The organism is Telluria sp. AIW5 (assembly GCF_056680575.1).
The window spans coordinates 1754219-1767982 of the sequence record NZ_CM155289.1; the positions used below are offsets into that span (position 1 = coordinate 1754219).

At 63.7% G+C, this 13764-nt stretch carries 14 protein-coding genes; 1 reads left to right on the top strand and 13 read right to left on the bottom strand.

All coding sequences use genetic code 11. The annotated features are described in order from the left end of the window. Positions 1 to 247: 247 nt before the first annotated feature. The 13 genes from AC1MEM_RS07750 to AC1MEM_RS07810 form a co-directional block, all read right to left on the bottom strand. Positions 248 to 1711 (bottom strand): DUF7125 family protein, encoded by a 1464-nt coding sequence (locus AC1MEM_RS07750; RefSeq protein ID WP_499476421.1) that lies wholly within the window; start codon positions 1709 to 1711, stop codon positions 248 to 250. Then, positions 1708 to 2124 carry a hypothetical protein gene (locus tag AC1MEM_RS07755; protein ID WP_499476422.1) on the bottom strand — a complete coding sequence of 139 codons (417 nt, stop codon included), beginning with the start codon at positions 2122 to 2124 and terminating at the stop codon, positions 1708 to 1710. Before AC1MEM_RS07755 ends, AC1MEM_RS07750 begins: the two co-directional genes overlap by 4 nt. 85 nt (positions 2125 to 2209) lie before the next feature. After that, positions 2210 to 3115, bottom strand: coding sequence for a sensor histidine kinase (locus AC1MEM_RS07760; RefSeq protein WP_499476423.1), 906 nt, complete (start codon positions 3113 to 3115; stop codon positions 2210 to 2212). Between the two features lie 227 nt (positions 3116 to 3342). Further along, positions 3343 to 4806 carry a ribonuclease G gene (gene rng, locus AC1MEM_RS07765; protein ID WP_499476424.1) on the bottom strand — a complete coding sequence of 488 codons (1464 nt, stop codon included), beginning with the start codon at positions 4804 to 4806 and terminating at the stop codon, positions 3343 to 3345. 197 nt (positions 4807 to 5003) lie between these two features. Next, complete coding sequence (locus AC1MEM_RS07770; protein ID WP_499476425.1) at positions 5004 to 5759, bottom strand: DUF8692 domain-containing protein; 756 nt, start codon at positions 5757 to 5759, stop codon at positions 5004 to 5006. Between the two features lie 332 nt (positions 5760 to 6091). Then, positions 6092 to 6709: a Maf family protein gene (locus AC1MEM_RS07775; RefSeq protein ID WP_499476426.1), complete on the bottom strand. Its 618-nt coding sequence runs from the start codon at positions 6707 to 6709 to the stop codon at positions 6092 to 6094. 13 nt (positions 6710 to 6722) lie between these two features. Further along, complete coding sequence (gene rlmH / locus AC1MEM_RS07780; RefSeq protein WP_499476427.1) at positions 6723 to 7193, bottom strand: 23S rRNA (pseudouridine(1915)-N(3))-methyltransferase RlmH; 471 nt, start codon at positions 7191 to 7193, stop codon at positions 6723 to 6725. A gap of 19 nt (positions 7194 to 7212) precedes the next feature. Beyond that, a complete protein-coding gene (gene rsfS / locus AC1MEM_RS07785; RefSeq protein ID WP_499476428.1) occupies positions 7213 to 7917 on the bottom strand; it encodes a ribosome silencing factor in 705 nt (234 codons plus the stop codon). Next, entirely contained in the window at positions 7917 to 8594 is a 678-nt protein-coding gene (locus AC1MEM_RS07790; RefSeq protein WP_499476429.1) for a nicotinate-nucleotide adenylyltransferase, read from the bottom strand. Before AC1MEM_RS07790 ends, rsfS begins: the two co-directional genes overlap by 1 nt. Then, positions 8591 to 9502: an oxygen-dependent coproporphyrinogen oxidase gene (gene hemF / locus AC1MEM_RS07795; protein ID WP_499476431.1), complete on the bottom strand. Its 912-nt coding sequence runs from the start codon at positions 9500 to 9502 to the stop codon at positions 8591 to 8593. Before hemF ends, AC1MEM_RS07790 begins: the two co-directional genes overlap by 4 nt. Before the next feature lie 234 nt (positions 9503 to 9736). Further along, positions 9737 to 11002: a phosphoribosylamine--glycine ligase gene (gene purD, locus AC1MEM_RS07800; RefSeq protein WP_499476432.1), complete on the bottom strand. Its 1266-nt coding sequence runs from the start codon at positions 11000 to 11002 to the stop codon at positions 9737 to 9739. A 23-nt stretch (positions 11003 to 11025) separates the two neighbouring features. Then, positions 11026 to 11754, bottom strand: coding sequence for a YebC/PmpR family DNA-binding transcriptional regulator (locus tag AC1MEM_RS07805; RefSeq protein ID WP_499476434.1), 729 nt, complete (start codon positions 11752 to 11754; stop codon positions 11026 to 11028). A gap of 80 nt (positions 11755 to 11834) precedes the next feature. Beyond that, complete coding sequence (locus AC1MEM_RS07810) at positions 11835 to 12638, bottom strand: DUF2182 domain-containing protein (RefSeq protein WP_499476435.1); 804 nt, start codon at positions 12636 to 12638, stop codon at positions 11835 to 11837. 194 nt (positions 12639 to 12832) lie between these two features. Here AC1MEM_RS07810 and AC1MEM_RS07815 point away from each other — a divergent pair, with 194 nt between their 5' ends. Beyond that, on the top strand, positions 12833 to 13756 hold the full coding sequence (locus AC1MEM_RS07815; protein ID WP_499476436.1) for a DMT family transporter: 924 nt from the start codon (positions 12833 to 12835) through the stop codon (positions 13754 to 13756). Positions 13757 to 13764: the final 8 nt, after the last annotated feature.

Consider the following 13764-nt stretch of genomic DNA (forward strand, 5'->3'; position numbering starts at 1 on the left):
CAATTTCCTTAAGAATCAATTGCTTATGATCATCAACAGGTCTCGCCGTAAATACATGTAAAGAAAGTCGACACGGCGCATTTCCAGATAGAACGCGAGCTTGTATTTGTGTCTTTTCAAGAGTGCACCGACTGTTCCGTGCGTGCACCAATAGTGCTGCGGGGAAAGCGCACTTGGCGCATTGCTCAACAAAAATGCCAGCTCGGGAGCTGGCATTTGTCGACGTCAAGCCTGCCGGGCGGCGGCCTTACGGTTCCCGTGCCTGCGGTTTCCCCAACAGCACGCCGTCGAATGGCGCCGGACCGTCGCCGATGATGACCTCGCCGTCGTCCCCGATCTCGAAGGACCGGATCTGCCGGCTGTGCTTGCATCCCCTTACCTTGACGACCGAGATCACCGTGTGCAGTTCGGATTGCGACTCGATGTAGCGTTGCATGATGATCGCGTCGACCAGCACCGCGCTGCCGTACTGGCTGAAGCGCAGTTCCTGGTAGCGGTCTTCGAGTTCGCTCGTCATCAGGACGGTCACGCCTTTCGCGCCCAGCACCGTGGTCATGCGGTAGAGCGAATCGCGGAAGTCCTCGCGGTATTCCGGCGCGATCGCCAGTTCGAAGCCGAAGAGCGAATCGAGCACGATACGGGTCGCACCCGTGGCGTCGATCAGGCCGCTGATCTCGTGCAGCGTCTCGTCGACCGAGAGGTCGAGCGCGCGCACGCTCATCATGGCGACCTCGCCGGCGCGCACGAGGGCGTCGAGCTTGTCGTTCATGATCTGGTTCGGCGTACGTTCGAACAGTGCCAGCACGCCTTTCTCGCCGTTGGCGGCGCCGGCGGCCAGGAACTCGGTGGCAAGGATCGTCTTGCCCGAGCCGGTCGGGCCGACCAGCAGGACCGAGTAGCCGACCGGGATGCCGCCGCCGAACATTTCGTCGAGCGTCGGCACGCCGCTCGACAGGCGGCCCAATGGTTGCTTCAGCGGCGCAATGGCGCCGATCGGTTCAGGCGCGGGCAGGATGCGCGGGAAGATTTCGATGCCGCCACTGCCGATGCGAAACGCGTGCAGGCCAGGGCGCTGTTGCCGCCCGCGCATCTTGATGACCTGCAATTTGCGCGCCATCGCGTTGCGCTGCACATACTGGTTCAGCCAGATCAGGCCGTCCGCGACAGTGAAGATCGGGTTCTGGTCGGCCTCGTTGGTCGTGTATTCGCCGATCAGGAAGCTGGTCGCATTCCAGGCCGTCATGTGCGTGACCAGGCGCTGCACGAAGGTTTGCAGGGCCGCGACTTCCTGCTGGTCGCCGCGCGCGCCCTGGACGAAGGAGCGGAAGGAATCGATGAACACCAGGCTCGGCGCACGCATGCGCACTTCTTCCAGGATCTGGGCCAGCACGGCGTCGTAATTGCCTTCCTCGACCTGGGCCGCCAGGTTGACGAAGTTGACGGCGTCCCCGACCTTGTCGAAGTCGAAGAAGGAAAATTGCTGTTGGTAGCGCAGCATTTTCACGGGCGGCTCGCCCATGGCCGTGAAGAACAGGGCGCGCCGCTCGGGCGTGGCCAGCGCGAACATGATTTGCTGCGCGAACGTGGTCTTGCCGCTGCCGGGGGCGCCCCCGATGATGTTGAACGACAAGTCGGGCAAGCCGCCACCGAGGATGGTATCGAGTCCGGGAACACCTGTTTCCAGCAGGCGCAGCGCAAGTTTGTCGGTCATGCCTGATACTCCTGAATATTCTTGGTGAATTCGTCATGCGGAAATGCTGCGTGCAGGAAGCGCGTGACCAGCCCTGCACCAATCAGGTCGGCAAGAGCGATGGTATAGGTTGCCAGCAAGGCGTTGTTGACTACGACAATCTCGTCAGGGGAGCGGGTTTCCAGGCCGCGTTCGAACTCTTCGAACATCGGGCGCATCACACCCACCGTCGTTTGCGGCAGCCAGGGAAAGGCGGACGCGTGCGCGGCCAGGCTGCGCGCAAACAGCAGCTCCGTACTGAGCGGGCCAAGCAGGGGGGCGAACTTCTTGAACAACGCGCGCCACACCACGATTGCATCCGTAGCAGTTCCTGGACTACCGCCGGGAGTCAATCGTCCTGTCATTGTTGCGAACAGCTCGGTCGGTATTGGCATGGCGTTCAGGCAACAGCAACATGGCCCGTCGATGACGCTTGCGCCACGCCACGGCCGTGTGAATGGATGTGCTCAACACATCGTTCTATCCGATTGCCGGGAGGCTGGACGAGTCCGCAGGGCGGGGCGCGATCGGGATGCTCAGCACCACTTCGGTACCGTGGGCACGCGCTCCCTTCACGGCCAGTGTGCCGCCATGCCCGGCCACGCGTTCCTGCAGGTCGAGCAGGCCGAAGCTGTTCGCCTTGCGCGGCGCCGCGGGATCGAAGCCGATGCCGTTGTCGACGATGCGCATCGCCAGCCTGCCGTGCGCGGCCTCGAGCCGCACATTGACCCGGCTCGCCAGCGAATGGCGAAACACGTTGTTCAGGCACTCCTGCAGCGCCCGGTAGAGGGTGAGGATTTCTTCTTCCCCGATGACGAGCTCGTCGATGCCGGGACTGCCGCCCAGCTCGCACGCGATGCCGCTGGCGCGCGTGAACTTGCGCAGCTCCATCTCGACGGTGGCCGTCAAGCCGAGTTCCAGCCCCGACGGGCGCAGCTCGCCCAGCAGTTGCTTGACCGAGCGCAGCGTGACGTCGACGTTGTCGAGCGCGGCGCCGATGCGGTCGCGCAGGCGGTAGTGCCGGCTGGTGGTGTCCTGGCGCATCATGACGATGTCGATGCGCAGCGCCAGCAAGTTCTGGCCGAGCGTATCGTGCAGCTCGCGCGAAATGCGCTTGCGTTCGTCTTCGCGGGTCGCCAGCTGGTGCGCCAGCAACTCGTGCAGTTTTTGTTCGGAGGTGCGCAGGGCCACTTCGGCCCGTTCGCAGGCGAAGATCTTTTCCACGAGCGCCTGGTTGACCAGCATCTGGTCCTGCGTCAGGCGCAACATCGCCGCCTCGTAGTCGAGGTCGACGCCGTCCGGCCCCAGGTCGCCGTGTCCGTCGGGCTGGTTTGTCTGGCGCTGGCCCTGCGCCTCGCTCTTCTGGCCGGATGGGTCTGTACGCATATCGAAAGCCAGGTGATTCGATACAAGGACTGCTGTGACGTAAAACCGGAATGCAGAATCGCTACCTGCCCCAGACGCTAGGGATTTTCGATGGACAAGTCAAGAAGAAGCGGCAGGGCGGCAGCCGATCGCGCAATTTGTTGGGACGAATCGGTAAGACGGGATGCGTTTTCCATGATGGTTCGAGCGCGAGGCCGCGGATTGGTTCGGCCTTGTTCCTCGCACTCCTACATCAGGATGACGTCGTACTGCTCCTGGTGGTATCCCTTTTCGACCTGCAGCGAGATCTTCTTGCCGATGAAGTCGCCCAGCATCGCCAGGTGCTGCGATTCTTCTTCCAGGAACAAATCGACCACTTCCTGCGAGGCGAGGATACGGAATTCGCGCGGGTTGAACTGCTTGGCTTCGCGCAGCAGTTCGCGCAGGATCTCGTAGCAGATCGTGCGCGAGGTTTTCACTTGCCCCTTGCCGGCGCAGGCCGGGCAGGGTTCGCACAGGATGTGGGCGAGCGACTCGCGCGTGCGCTTCCTCGTCATCTCGACCAGGCCGAGCGCCGAGAAGCCGCTGACGGATACCTTGGTGCGGTCGCGTCCCAGCGTCTTCTTGAGCTCGGAGAGCACCTGGTTGCGGTGCTCGTTGTTCTCCATGTCGATGAAGTCGAGGATGATGATGCCGCCCAGGTTACGCAGGCGCAGCTGGCGCGCGATGGCATGCGCTGCTTCCAGGTTGGTCTTGAAGATCGTATCGGCGAAATTGCGCCCGCCGACATAACCACCCGTGTTGACGTCGATCGTCGTCATCGCTTCGGTCTGGTCGACGATCAGGTAGCCGCCGCTTTTCAGGTCGACGCGCCGGCCCAGCGCGCGCAGGATTTCCTCTTCCACGCCATACAGGTCGAACAGCGGACGCTCGCCGGTGTAGTGCTGCAGGCGCGCCAGCACGCTCGGCGTATAGACCTTGGCGAACTCGGCCAGCATGGCGTGGTTTTCGCGCGAATCGACCTGGATCGTCGCCGTCTCGTCGTGCACGAAGTCGCGCAGCACGCGCTGGGCCAGGTTCAGGTCTTGATATAACAGGCTCGTGGCGGGACGTGTGCGCGCGCCGTTCTGGATCGCGGCCCAGGTCTTGCGCAGGTAATCGATGTCGGCGGCAAGATCGGTATCGGAGGCTTCCTCGGCCTGGGTGCGGACGATGTAGCCGCCCTTTTCTTCGCTTGGGAGCAGGCCCGCCATGCGCGTGCGCAGCAGTTCGCGGTCCGCTTCCTTCTCGATCTTTTGCGAGATGCCGATATGGTTATCCTGCGGCAGGTAGACCAGCATGCGCCCGGCAATCGAGATTTGCGTCGACAGGCGCGCGCCCTTGGTCCCGATCGGGTCCTTGATTACCTGCACCGTCAGCACCTGGCCGTCGAACAGCAGCTTTTCGATGGCCGTGGGCGGCGTGTTCGAATTGTCGTGCGGGCGCGCTTCCCAGATATCGGCGACATGCAGGAAAGCCGCACGCTCCAGGCCGATGTCGATGAAGGCCGACTGCATCCCCGGCAGCACGCGCACGACCTTGCCCGAATACACATTGCCGGCCAGGCCGCGGGTCAGCGTGCGCTCGATGTGCAACTCCTGCACCGCGCCCTGCAGGACCAGCGCCACGCGCGTTTCCTGCGGGGTGATATTGATGAGGATGTCTTCGTTCATGAGCGCTGCGCCGGGGAGATATTGTTCAGAGTGCCATGATACACGCTGGGTGGTGGCGCGTGGAGCAGCCGCTGCATGCCAGCCGCCCGCGACCGTGGGCAGGTGGTGCGCACGGCCGGATGCTCAGCGGTACTGGATGGCGCCTGGCCTGCCGGGCGCGATCGCCGGCAGGCAGGGCAGGTCGCCCGGCACGATGCTCAGCTGAACTCTGGCTGGGCGGCCATGTCCGGCTGCGTTTGCGCGTCGATGCGGAACTCGACCTTCGCGCCGGCCCCGGCAATATGGCCGAGCAGGGTGGAGATGAGCATGGCCAGGCCCGACATTTCGAGGCCTTCTTCAATGGTGGTCAGCACGCTGTACATCAGGTTCTGGCCGTATGCCGCCGCGTACTTCCCATCGATCATTTCCATGACCAGGGCGCCGCCGAGGTACATGCCGCCCGCGAACACCAGCCGGTTGCGCGTCGTTGCCGGAAGCCGGAACAGGAATTTGAAGAAGAACAGTATCAATGCACAGACGCCTGCAATGCCCGGCACCACCCATCCGAAGTAAAAGAAGCCCAGGTTGGCATTGCCCATGAGTTTGCGCATCGGCACAATCAGTTGTTCATGGACCTGGAAGGACTCGTCATAACCGAGGAACACAAAGCCGGCGGCCAGTGCAAACCAGTAACGGCTATCGTTCCGGTTATCGTTCGCGCCGCGCTGCTTGCTCGCCAGGCCAATGACGACCAACAACATGGCGCCGGTCGCGGCCAGCAGGACGGTGAAGAAGGTCGGGATGTTGCGCTCGCCATCCACATTGAGCAGCTGGACCAGGCCGTAGACAGAATCGTGTCCGAACTGATAACGGGAAAGCTGCCCGAGCAGGCTTGCGGCGAGGAGCAGAGCGATCGCGGTCGCCAGAGCCTGTGCGACCGACTGCCGCTTAATCGCTATCTGGTAGTTTGACATTGTGGCCCCCAATGTTGCGGTCATCGCTCTACCGAAAAAGTCGGCAAAAGAATCGGCTCATCACTTGGCGACGAGGTTTATGAGCGTTTTGTGACAGGGAGCATACGAAAATGCCAACTGCGCACGATAGCAATTGTTAATAGAATGAATTTTCTTTTTTGCAATTGACACTTCGGCGCAACAGCCCTTGCGGGTGAGCAGCAGCGCGGCTGGCGATGGGGAACAGATGGGCCGTACGCCAGCTCAGGCTGGCGTATTTGCTGGCAGCGCGGCAGAAGGCCGGGCTGGAAAATGATTGCAGCGCCAGCAAGAAAGCGCTGGCGGCGCGATGGTCAAATGCAGACGCCGGCCTTGCGCAGCAGTCCTGCCGTTTCGAACAGGGGCAAGCCCATGATGCCCGAATGGCTGCCCTCGATATGCTCGACGAACAGCGCGGCCAGGCCCTGGATGCCGTAGGCACCTGCCTTGTCATAGGGTTCGGGCGTGGCGCAATAGGCGCGGATGGCCTGGGGCGTCAGTTTGGCGAAGCGCACGTTCGACACCTGCGTGACGTGCTCGGCCATGTCGGTGAAGTGCACGGCCACCGTCGTGAGGACCTGGTGGGTGCGGCCCGACAGGCGTTCGAGCATCGCTGCCGCTTCCGCCGGGTCGGCCGGTTTGCCGAGGATCTCGTCGTCGAGCGTCACGGTCGTGTCGGCCGTGAGCACCGGGCGCAACGGCTGGCGGCGCTGCTGCAACACCTTCCAGGCGAAGGCGCCCTTCTCGAGCGCGACGCGCACCACGTACTCGTGCGCCGGCTCGCCGGGGCGCACTTCTTCGGTGACGTCGGCGCCGCGCGCAGGGTCGCTGCGCAGCATCAGCAAATCGAAGTCCACGCCGACCTGGCGCAGCAGTTCGCGCCGCCGCGGGCTTTTCGAGGCGAGGTAGATTTTTTTGTCGAGCACTTTCATGGGACGGATGCCGTCAGACGCGGTGGTACGGATGGTTCTGGGTAATCGACCAGGCGCGGTAGAGCTGTTCGGCCAGCATCACGCGCACCACACCGTGCGGCAAGGTCATGCTGGAAATGCGGATCAGGCCTTCGGCGCGCGCCTTGAGTTCCGGATCGAGGCCGTCGGCGCCGCCGATGAGGAAGGCGGTGTCGCGGCCGTCCTGCTGCCAGCCCAACAATTGCTGGGACAGGCCGACACTGGTCAGGTCCTTGCCGCGCTCGTCGAGGGCGATGATGCGCACGCCCTTCGGCAGCGCCGCTTCAATACGCTCGCGTTCGAGCGCCATCGCCGTGGCCGCCGTCTTGCTGCCGGACCGTTCGACCGGCTTGATTTCCTTGAGCACGATGCGCAGCTCGGGCGGCATGCGCTTCGTGTACTCGCCGAAACCGGTTTCAATCCAGGCTGGCATTTTATGGCCCACCGCGGCGATGATCAGTTGCATTGAAGCTGACTTCTAAAAATTACTCGGCAGCCTTCTTGGCGACGCGCTTGATGACGCGCTTCACCGGTGCAGCCTCGGCTGCCGCTGCGGCCGGTGCTGCGACCTTGCGCTTCGGCGGCTTGGCCTTGGTCGCTTCGACGGCGGCGATCTCGGTCTTGCTTGGGCCGACCGTAATGGTCTTGCCGACGGCTTTCGACACTTTGGCGGCAGGCTTCTTCGCCGCCGGCTTGGTGGCCGAGGTTTTCAGGGTTGTTGCGCGCTTGGCGGCCGGTTTGCGCTCGTTGACTGGCTTGACTTCCGGCGCATCCTGGTTTGCGGCCAGGTGCTTCGACTTGAGCTTCGGCTCGGCTGCTTCCGCCGCTTCCGTGGTCGACTTGCGCTTGGCGGCGCCCAGCTTGACCGGCTTTTCGCCCCAGATTTCCTCGAGGCGGTAGTACTGGCGAATGGCCGGCTGCATGATGTGGACGATCATGTCGCCGAGGTCGACCAGCACCCATTCACCGGTGTCCTCGCCTTCCATGCCGATGACGTCGCCGCCGGCCGATTTGACCTTGTCGCGCACCGAGGCGGCGAGCGCCTTGGTCTGGCGGTTCGACGTACCCGAAACGACCGCAATCCGGTCGAACAGGCTGGTCAGCCCGGTCGTATCGAACAGCATGATCTCCTGGCCCTTGACATCCTCGAGGGCGTCGACGACGACCGTTTGCAGTTTTTTGATATCCATTAGTTCTTGTATAAATGATGTTGTTGAATATAGTCTAGCACTACCGGCGGGACGAGCGAGTTCACTTCTTTCGCGTCCGTGCCCGGTACATGACCTTCGCGTAGTGCCGCGCGCACCTGGGTGGCCGAGATGTCGACCGCCAGTGTGTGCGCCAGGCACACCAGGCCCGCGGGCGTGGTGCGCACCTGTCCTGGCGACGCCAGACGCGGCGCCAATTCTTGCGCCACCGCGGGCGGCAGCGCTTCCTGTTCCAGCGTATAACCCGGGCGCGCCGCCACCCCGATGTTGGCCAGCGCAAACAGCGATTGCCAGTCGCGCCAGCTGTCGAGGTTTTGCAACTGGTCGGCGCCCATCAGGAACACGATCGATGCTTCGGGACCGAGTTCCTCGCGCAGGCCGCGCAGCGTCTCGACCGTGTAGGTCGCGTTGCCGCGTTCGATTTCGCGGCGGTCGATGATGACTGGCAAGCCGCTGTCGCCGAGTTCGCGGAAGGCCAGTTCCAGCATCGCGACACGCGCCTCGTCGCTCACTTGCAGCGACGATTTCTGCCACGGTTTGGCCGGCAGCACGTGCAGTGCATCGGGATGCAGCAGATCGCAAAATAGCCGCGCCAGCGCGAGGTGGCCGTGGTGGACCGGATCGAAACTGCCCCCGAGCAGGGCGATGCATTGGCTCACGAAGCGAGCCAGTCGCGGTGCGGCAGGAAGTCGGCATACAGCGCCGCTTCTGGGCTGCCCGCTTCCGGGTGCCAGTCGTAGCGCCATTTCACGATCGGCGGCAGCGACATCAAAATCGCTTCCGTCCGTCCGCCCGATTGCAGGCCGAAATGGGTGCCGCGGTCCCACACCAGGTTGAACTCGACATAGCGGCCGCGCCGGTAAGCCTGGAAATCGCGCTCGCGTTCGCCGTAAGGGGTGTCCTTGCGGCGTTGAAGGATCGGCAAATAGGCATCGAGGAAACCGTCGCCGACGCTCTTCACCATGGCGAAGGCTTCGTCGAAGGGCAGCTCGTTGAAGTCGTCGAAGAAGATGCCGCCGACGCCGCGTGCTTCCTTGCGGTGTTTAATATAAAAATACTCGTCGCACCACTTCTTGAAGCGTGGGTGCAGGCCGTCGCCCCAGGGCGCCAGCGCATCGTGGCAGACGCGGTGGAAGTGTCGCGCGTCATCGGCGTTGCCGTAATACGGCGTCAGGTCCATGCCGCCGCCGAACCACCATACGGGTTCCTGTCCCTCGGCGGTCGCTTCGAAAAAGCGCACGTTCATGTGGACCGTCGGCGCGTACGGATTACGCGGGTGCAGCACCAGCGACACGCCCATCGCTTCCCAGGCGCGGCCGGCCAGTTCGGGACGGGCCGCGGCGGCCGATGGCGGCAGGTTGGCGCCGGTCACGTGGGAAAAATTTACGCCGCCGCGTTCGAGGACATTGCCTTCCTCGATCAGGCGCGAGATGCCGCCGCCACCTTCCGGGCGTTCCCAGCTGTCGCGCAGGAAAGGCTTGCCATCCACGTCTTCCAGGCCGGCGACGATGCGTGCTTGCAGGTCGAGCAGCCAGGCTTTGATCGCGGAAGGGGAGGGTGTGGACATGAGGGGCGGGAACGCTGACGGAAAAATAAGAGGGGGATTGTACACTGCGGCGAGGGGCGGCGGTGAAAGCCAGGGTGATGGTCTCTGCCGTGGGTGATCGGAGGGTGTAAACGCGTGGAGTCAGGACTCCACCCTACGATCATCGCTAAACGTAGGGTGGAGGGGGGCGCCAAGCCTCCTGGCTCCACGCGGTACCACGGTTCCGCACTCGATATACGGTTGACGTGCTGGCGCTTACTTAATCCCGCGCCATCCGATATCGCGCCGGAACTGCGCGCCATCGAAGTGGATTTGATCCACAGCCTCATACGCCTGCTTCTGCGCCATCTTGACGCTGTCGCCAAGACCGACGACGCACAGCACGCGTCCGCCGTTCGTCTGCAGCGTGCCGCCGACGATGGTGGTGCCGGCGTGGAAGGTGACGCATTCCGGTGTCTCGGCCGGGATGCCTTCGATGATGTCGCCCTTGCGCGGGCTGTCCGGGTAGCCGCCGGCGGCCATCACCACGCCCACTGCCGTGCGCCGGTCCCATTCGAGTTCGACGGCGTCGAGCGTGCCGTTGCAGGCGTGTTCGAGCACCGTCAGGTAGTCGCTTTTCAGGCGCGCCATGATCGGCTGGGTTTCCGGGTCGCCCATGCGGCAATTGAATTCCAGCGTGCGCGGATTGCCCTCGGCATCGATCATCAGGCCGGCGTACAGGAAGCCGGTGAACACGATGCCGTCCTTGGCCATGCCCTGGATGGTCGGGTTGATGATCTCGCGCATCACGCGCGCATGCATTGCCGGGGTCACGATCGGCGCAGGGGAGTAGGCGCCCATGCCGCCCGTGTTCGGGCCTTCGTCGTGGTCTTTCAGGCGCTTGTGGTCTTGCGAGGTGGCCATCGGCAGGATGTTCTTGCCGTCGCACATGACGATGAAGCTGGCCTCTTCGCCGGCCAGGAATTCCTCGATCACGATGCGCGCGCCGGCGTCGCCAAAGGCGTTATCGGACAGCATGTGGTCGACCGCAGAATGGGCTTCATCGAGCGACATGGCGACCACGACACCCTTGCCGGCCGCCAGGCCGTCGGCCTTGATGACGATCGGCGCACCGTTGGCGTCGACATAGGCATGCGCCGCAGCCGCATCGGAAAAACTCTGATACTTCGCGGTCGGGATGCCGTGGCGCTCCATGAAGGCCTTGGCGAAGTCTTTCGAGCTTTCCAGCTGCGCCGCTTCGCGCGTCGGCCCGAAGATTTTCAGGCCGCGTGCGCGGAACAGGTTGACGATGCCCGCGGCCAGCGGTGCTTCCGGGCCGACCAGGGTGAGTGCAATGTGTTCGGCGACGACGAAATCGGCCAACTGCGCCGGGTCCGTGATGTCGACGTTCACCAGGCGCGCATCGCGCGCGGTGCCGCCATTGCCCGGCGCGACATACACCATCTGCACGCGCTCGGATTGGGCCAGTTTCCAGGCCAGGGCATGTTCACGGCCGCCAGAGCCGACTACCAAAATCTTCATGGGACGCTCGCGCTTATTTATGCTTATTCATCGCCGATGACGGCGTTGGTATAGATTTCCTGCACGTCGTCCAGGTTTTCCAGCGCGTCGAGCAGCTTTTGCATCTTGATCGCATCTTCGCCGGTGAACTCGGTCTCGGTGGCAGGCTTCATGATGACTTCGGCCACTTCGGCCTTGAAGCCGGCCTTTTCCAGTGCATCCTTGACGTTGGAGAAGGCGAACGGGTCGCACAGCACTTCGAAGCCGCCTTCCTCGTCCTGCACCACGTCTTCGGCGCCGGCTTCCAGCGCCGCTTCCATCAGCTTGTCTTCATCCACGCCAGGCGCGAACAGGAACTGGCCGGTGTGCTTGAACATGAAGGCGACCGAACCCTCGGTGCCCATGTTGCCGCCGAATTTGCTGAAGGCATGGCGCACTTCGGCCACGGTGCGGACGCGGTTGTCGGTCATGCAGTCGACGATGATCGCCGCGCCGCCGATACCATAGCCTTCGTAGCGGATTTCTTCGTAGTTCACGCCTTCCAGGCTGCCGGAGCCGCGCTGGATCGCGCGCGTGACGTTATCCTTCGGCATGTTGGCATCGGCTGCCTTGTCGACCGCCAGGCGCAGGCGCGGGTTGGCGTCGATGTCGCCGCCGCCCATGCGCGCGGCGACCGTGATTTCCTTGATCAGGCGGGTCCAGATCTTGCCGCGCTTGGCATCAGTCGCGGCTTTCTTGTGCTTGATATTGGCCCATTTGCTGTGTCCAGCCATGTCGAGAATTCCTTAGACGGTATGCAAGAATGGCCGACATTCTAACATGGGCCCCGTCCGCAAAAAGCCCCTCATCGCCATTATGGAAACAGCAAGAGTGTGCCCCACGCAACGAGCGCCAGGCCGCTGATACAGGCGACGACCGGACCGCCCGGCAGCAGCTTTTCGCTCAGTAGCAGCCCGGCCAGGGCGAGCAGGGCGCCCAGGTTGGTCACGCCGGCGGCAAACAGCAGCAGCATCTGCAGCCAGCAGCAGCCCACGCAGTTCAGTCCGTGCGTGCAGCCCATGCGCAGCGCGCCTCCCAGCCCGGGGCGCCAGCAGATCACCACGAAGGACAGCGGCGCCCGGCAGTGCTGCAGGCAGGCATGCTTGGCCGGCGTCCACTGGTAAATCCCGGCCGCGACCAGCACCAGGCCGCAGGCACTCGGGTTGACGATGGCCATGGCGGTATCGAGGGCGCCGGCATCGTGCAGCGCCCATTGCGCGAGGGTGGCGAGGGCGCCGAAGCCGCTCCAGACGGCCAGGTAGCCGGCGACGAAGAACAGCGTCCCCACATTCAGGAAACTCACGGACTGCGCCAGCCGGTTGATGTGTGCGAACAGCAGGACCGCCGGGGTGGCGGCCGGCAGGGTGATTGCGGAGAGCATCGCGCCCCACATCGCCAGCACCAGCAGCAGTTCGGACGCGCGGTAGGGCGGCGGCGCCGAGGCAAGCGGTCCGCCCGGCAGCGGGCCGACCCCCAGGGAGATCGGATCGAGCGTTGCGATGCGCAAGGCCCTGAACACCAGGCAGGCCCAGCAGATTGCCACCAGCATCGCCAGGCAGGCGATGACCAGCGGCCGCTCGCGGCCGGGCTGGGTGTCGATGCGGATCAGGGCGGTCATCCGGATGCTCCCTGACCGGACGACATCGCGGATGGGCATGGACGAAGCGCCGGATGGCCGGTCGGCGGCTTCATGCTCCAGTTCGGCATTGTCTCTCCTCATCATGTGTGAATGCAGAGGTTGGACTGCGGAGCCGGCCTTGCGTTCAAGGCCCCTGCCGAGCTCGATTTTGTGCTTGGCCGTACAATCGTTGGATGACCCAGCCTGAACCTGCCATCACTGCAACCTCCATGCCACGTCCTGTCTTCGTTGCCGGCCTGGCAATCGCCATCAGTGGCGCCGTTTTGTTTTCCACGAAAGCCGTAGTCGCCAAACTTCTATACCGATACCACATCGATGCGGTGACATTGATCGCGTTCAGAATGCTGTTCTCACTTCCAGTGTTTGCCGCTGTCGCGCTGTGGAAGATGCGCACCGAGGCGCCGCTCAGCCCGGCCGACCGCTGGCGCATCACCGGGCTCGGCCTGGTGGGCTATTACCTGTCGAGCTATCTCGATTTCCTCGGCCTGCAATACATTTCGGTCGGCCTCGAGCGGCTGATCCTGTTCCTGACGCCGACCTTCGTGCTGGTGATCACCGCCACCTTCTTCAAGCGCCGCATCGGGGCGGCGCAGTGGGGGGCGCTCGGGCTCTCGTATTGCGGCATCGTGCTGGTCTTCATGCACGACCTGGCCGGCGGGCAGGCCGCCAGCACGGCGCTCGGCGCGCTGTTCGTGTTCGGCTCGGCCCTCAGCTACGCCTTTTATTTGCTCGGTTCGGGCGAGATGGTGCGCCGCATCGGCTCGCTGCGCCTGGTGGCCTACGCGATGTGCGTCTCGAGCGTGGCCTGCCTGGCGCAGTTCTTCATCCTGCGGCCGGTCGAGTTGCTGGTGCAGCCCCTGCAGGTGTACGGCCTCTCGCTCGTGAACGGGGTTTTCTGTACTATCGTCCCGGTGTTCATGACGATGGTCGCGGTCCAGCGCATCGGCGCGGCCACCGCATCCCAGGCCGGCATGATCGGCCCGGTGTCGACGTTGTTCCTCGGCTATCTCGTGCTCGGCGAGCCGATCACGGCGGTGCAGCTGGCCGGTACCGGCCTGGTGGTGTCGGGCATTTTCATGCTGTCTTTGAAAAAATAGAAAGAGAC

Excerpts from the sequence above, each read along its gene's own strand:
- AC1MEM_RS07810 (WP_499476435.1), bottom strand. The coding sequence starts at position 12,638 with ATGACCGCCCTGATCCGCATCGACACCCAGCCCGGCCGCGAGCGGCCG.
- AC1MEM_RS07775 (WP_499476426.1), bottom strand. The coding sequence starts at position 6,709 with ATGAAAGTGCTCGACAAAAAAATCTACCTCGCCTCGAAAAGCCCGCGG.
- AC1MEM_RS07770 (WP_499476425.1), bottom strand. The coding sequence starts at position 5,759 with ATGTCAAACTACCAGATAGCGATTAAGCGGCAGTCGGTCGCACAGGCT.
- rlmH (WP_499476427.1), bottom strand. The coding sequence starts at position 7,193 with ATGCAACTGATCATCGCCGCGGTGGGCCATAAAATGCCAGCCTGGATT.
- AC1MEM_RS07815 (WP_499476436.1), top strand. The coding sequence starts at position 12,833 with ATGACCCAGCCTGAACCTGCCATCACTGCAACCTCCATGCCACGTCCT.
- hemF (WP_499476431.1), bottom strand. The coding sequence starts at position 9,502 with ATGTCCACACCCTCCCCTTCCGCGATCAAAGCCTGGCTGCTCGACCTG.
- rsfS (WP_499476428.1), bottom strand. The coding sequence starts at position 7,917 with ATGGATATCAAAAAACTGCAAACGGTCGTCGTCGACGCCCTCGAGGAT.
- purD (WP_499476432.1), bottom strand. The coding sequence starts at position 11,002 with ATGAAGATTTTGGTAGTCGGCTCTGGCGGCCGTGAACATGCCCTGGCC.
- AC1MEM_RS07755 (WP_499476422.1), bottom strand. The coding sequence starts at position 2,124 with ATGCCAATACCGACCGAGCTGTTCGCAACAATGACAGGACGATTGACT.
- AC1MEM_RS07750 (WP_499476421.1), bottom strand. The coding sequence starts at position 1,711 with ATGACCGACAAACTTGCGCTGCGCCTGCTGGAAACAGGTGTTCCCGGA.
- AC1MEM_RS07760 (WP_499476423.1), bottom strand. The coding sequence starts at position 3,115 with ATGCGTACAGACCCATCCGGCCAGAAGAGCGAGGCGCAGGGCCAGCGC.
- AC1MEM_RS07805 (WP_499476434.1), bottom strand. The coding sequence starts at position 11,754 with ATGGCTGGACACAGCAAATGGGCCAATATCAAGCACAAGAAAGCCGCG.
- rng (WP_499476424.1), bottom strand. The coding sequence starts at position 4,806 with ATGAACGAAGACATCCTCATCAATATCACCCCGCAGGAAACGCGCGTG.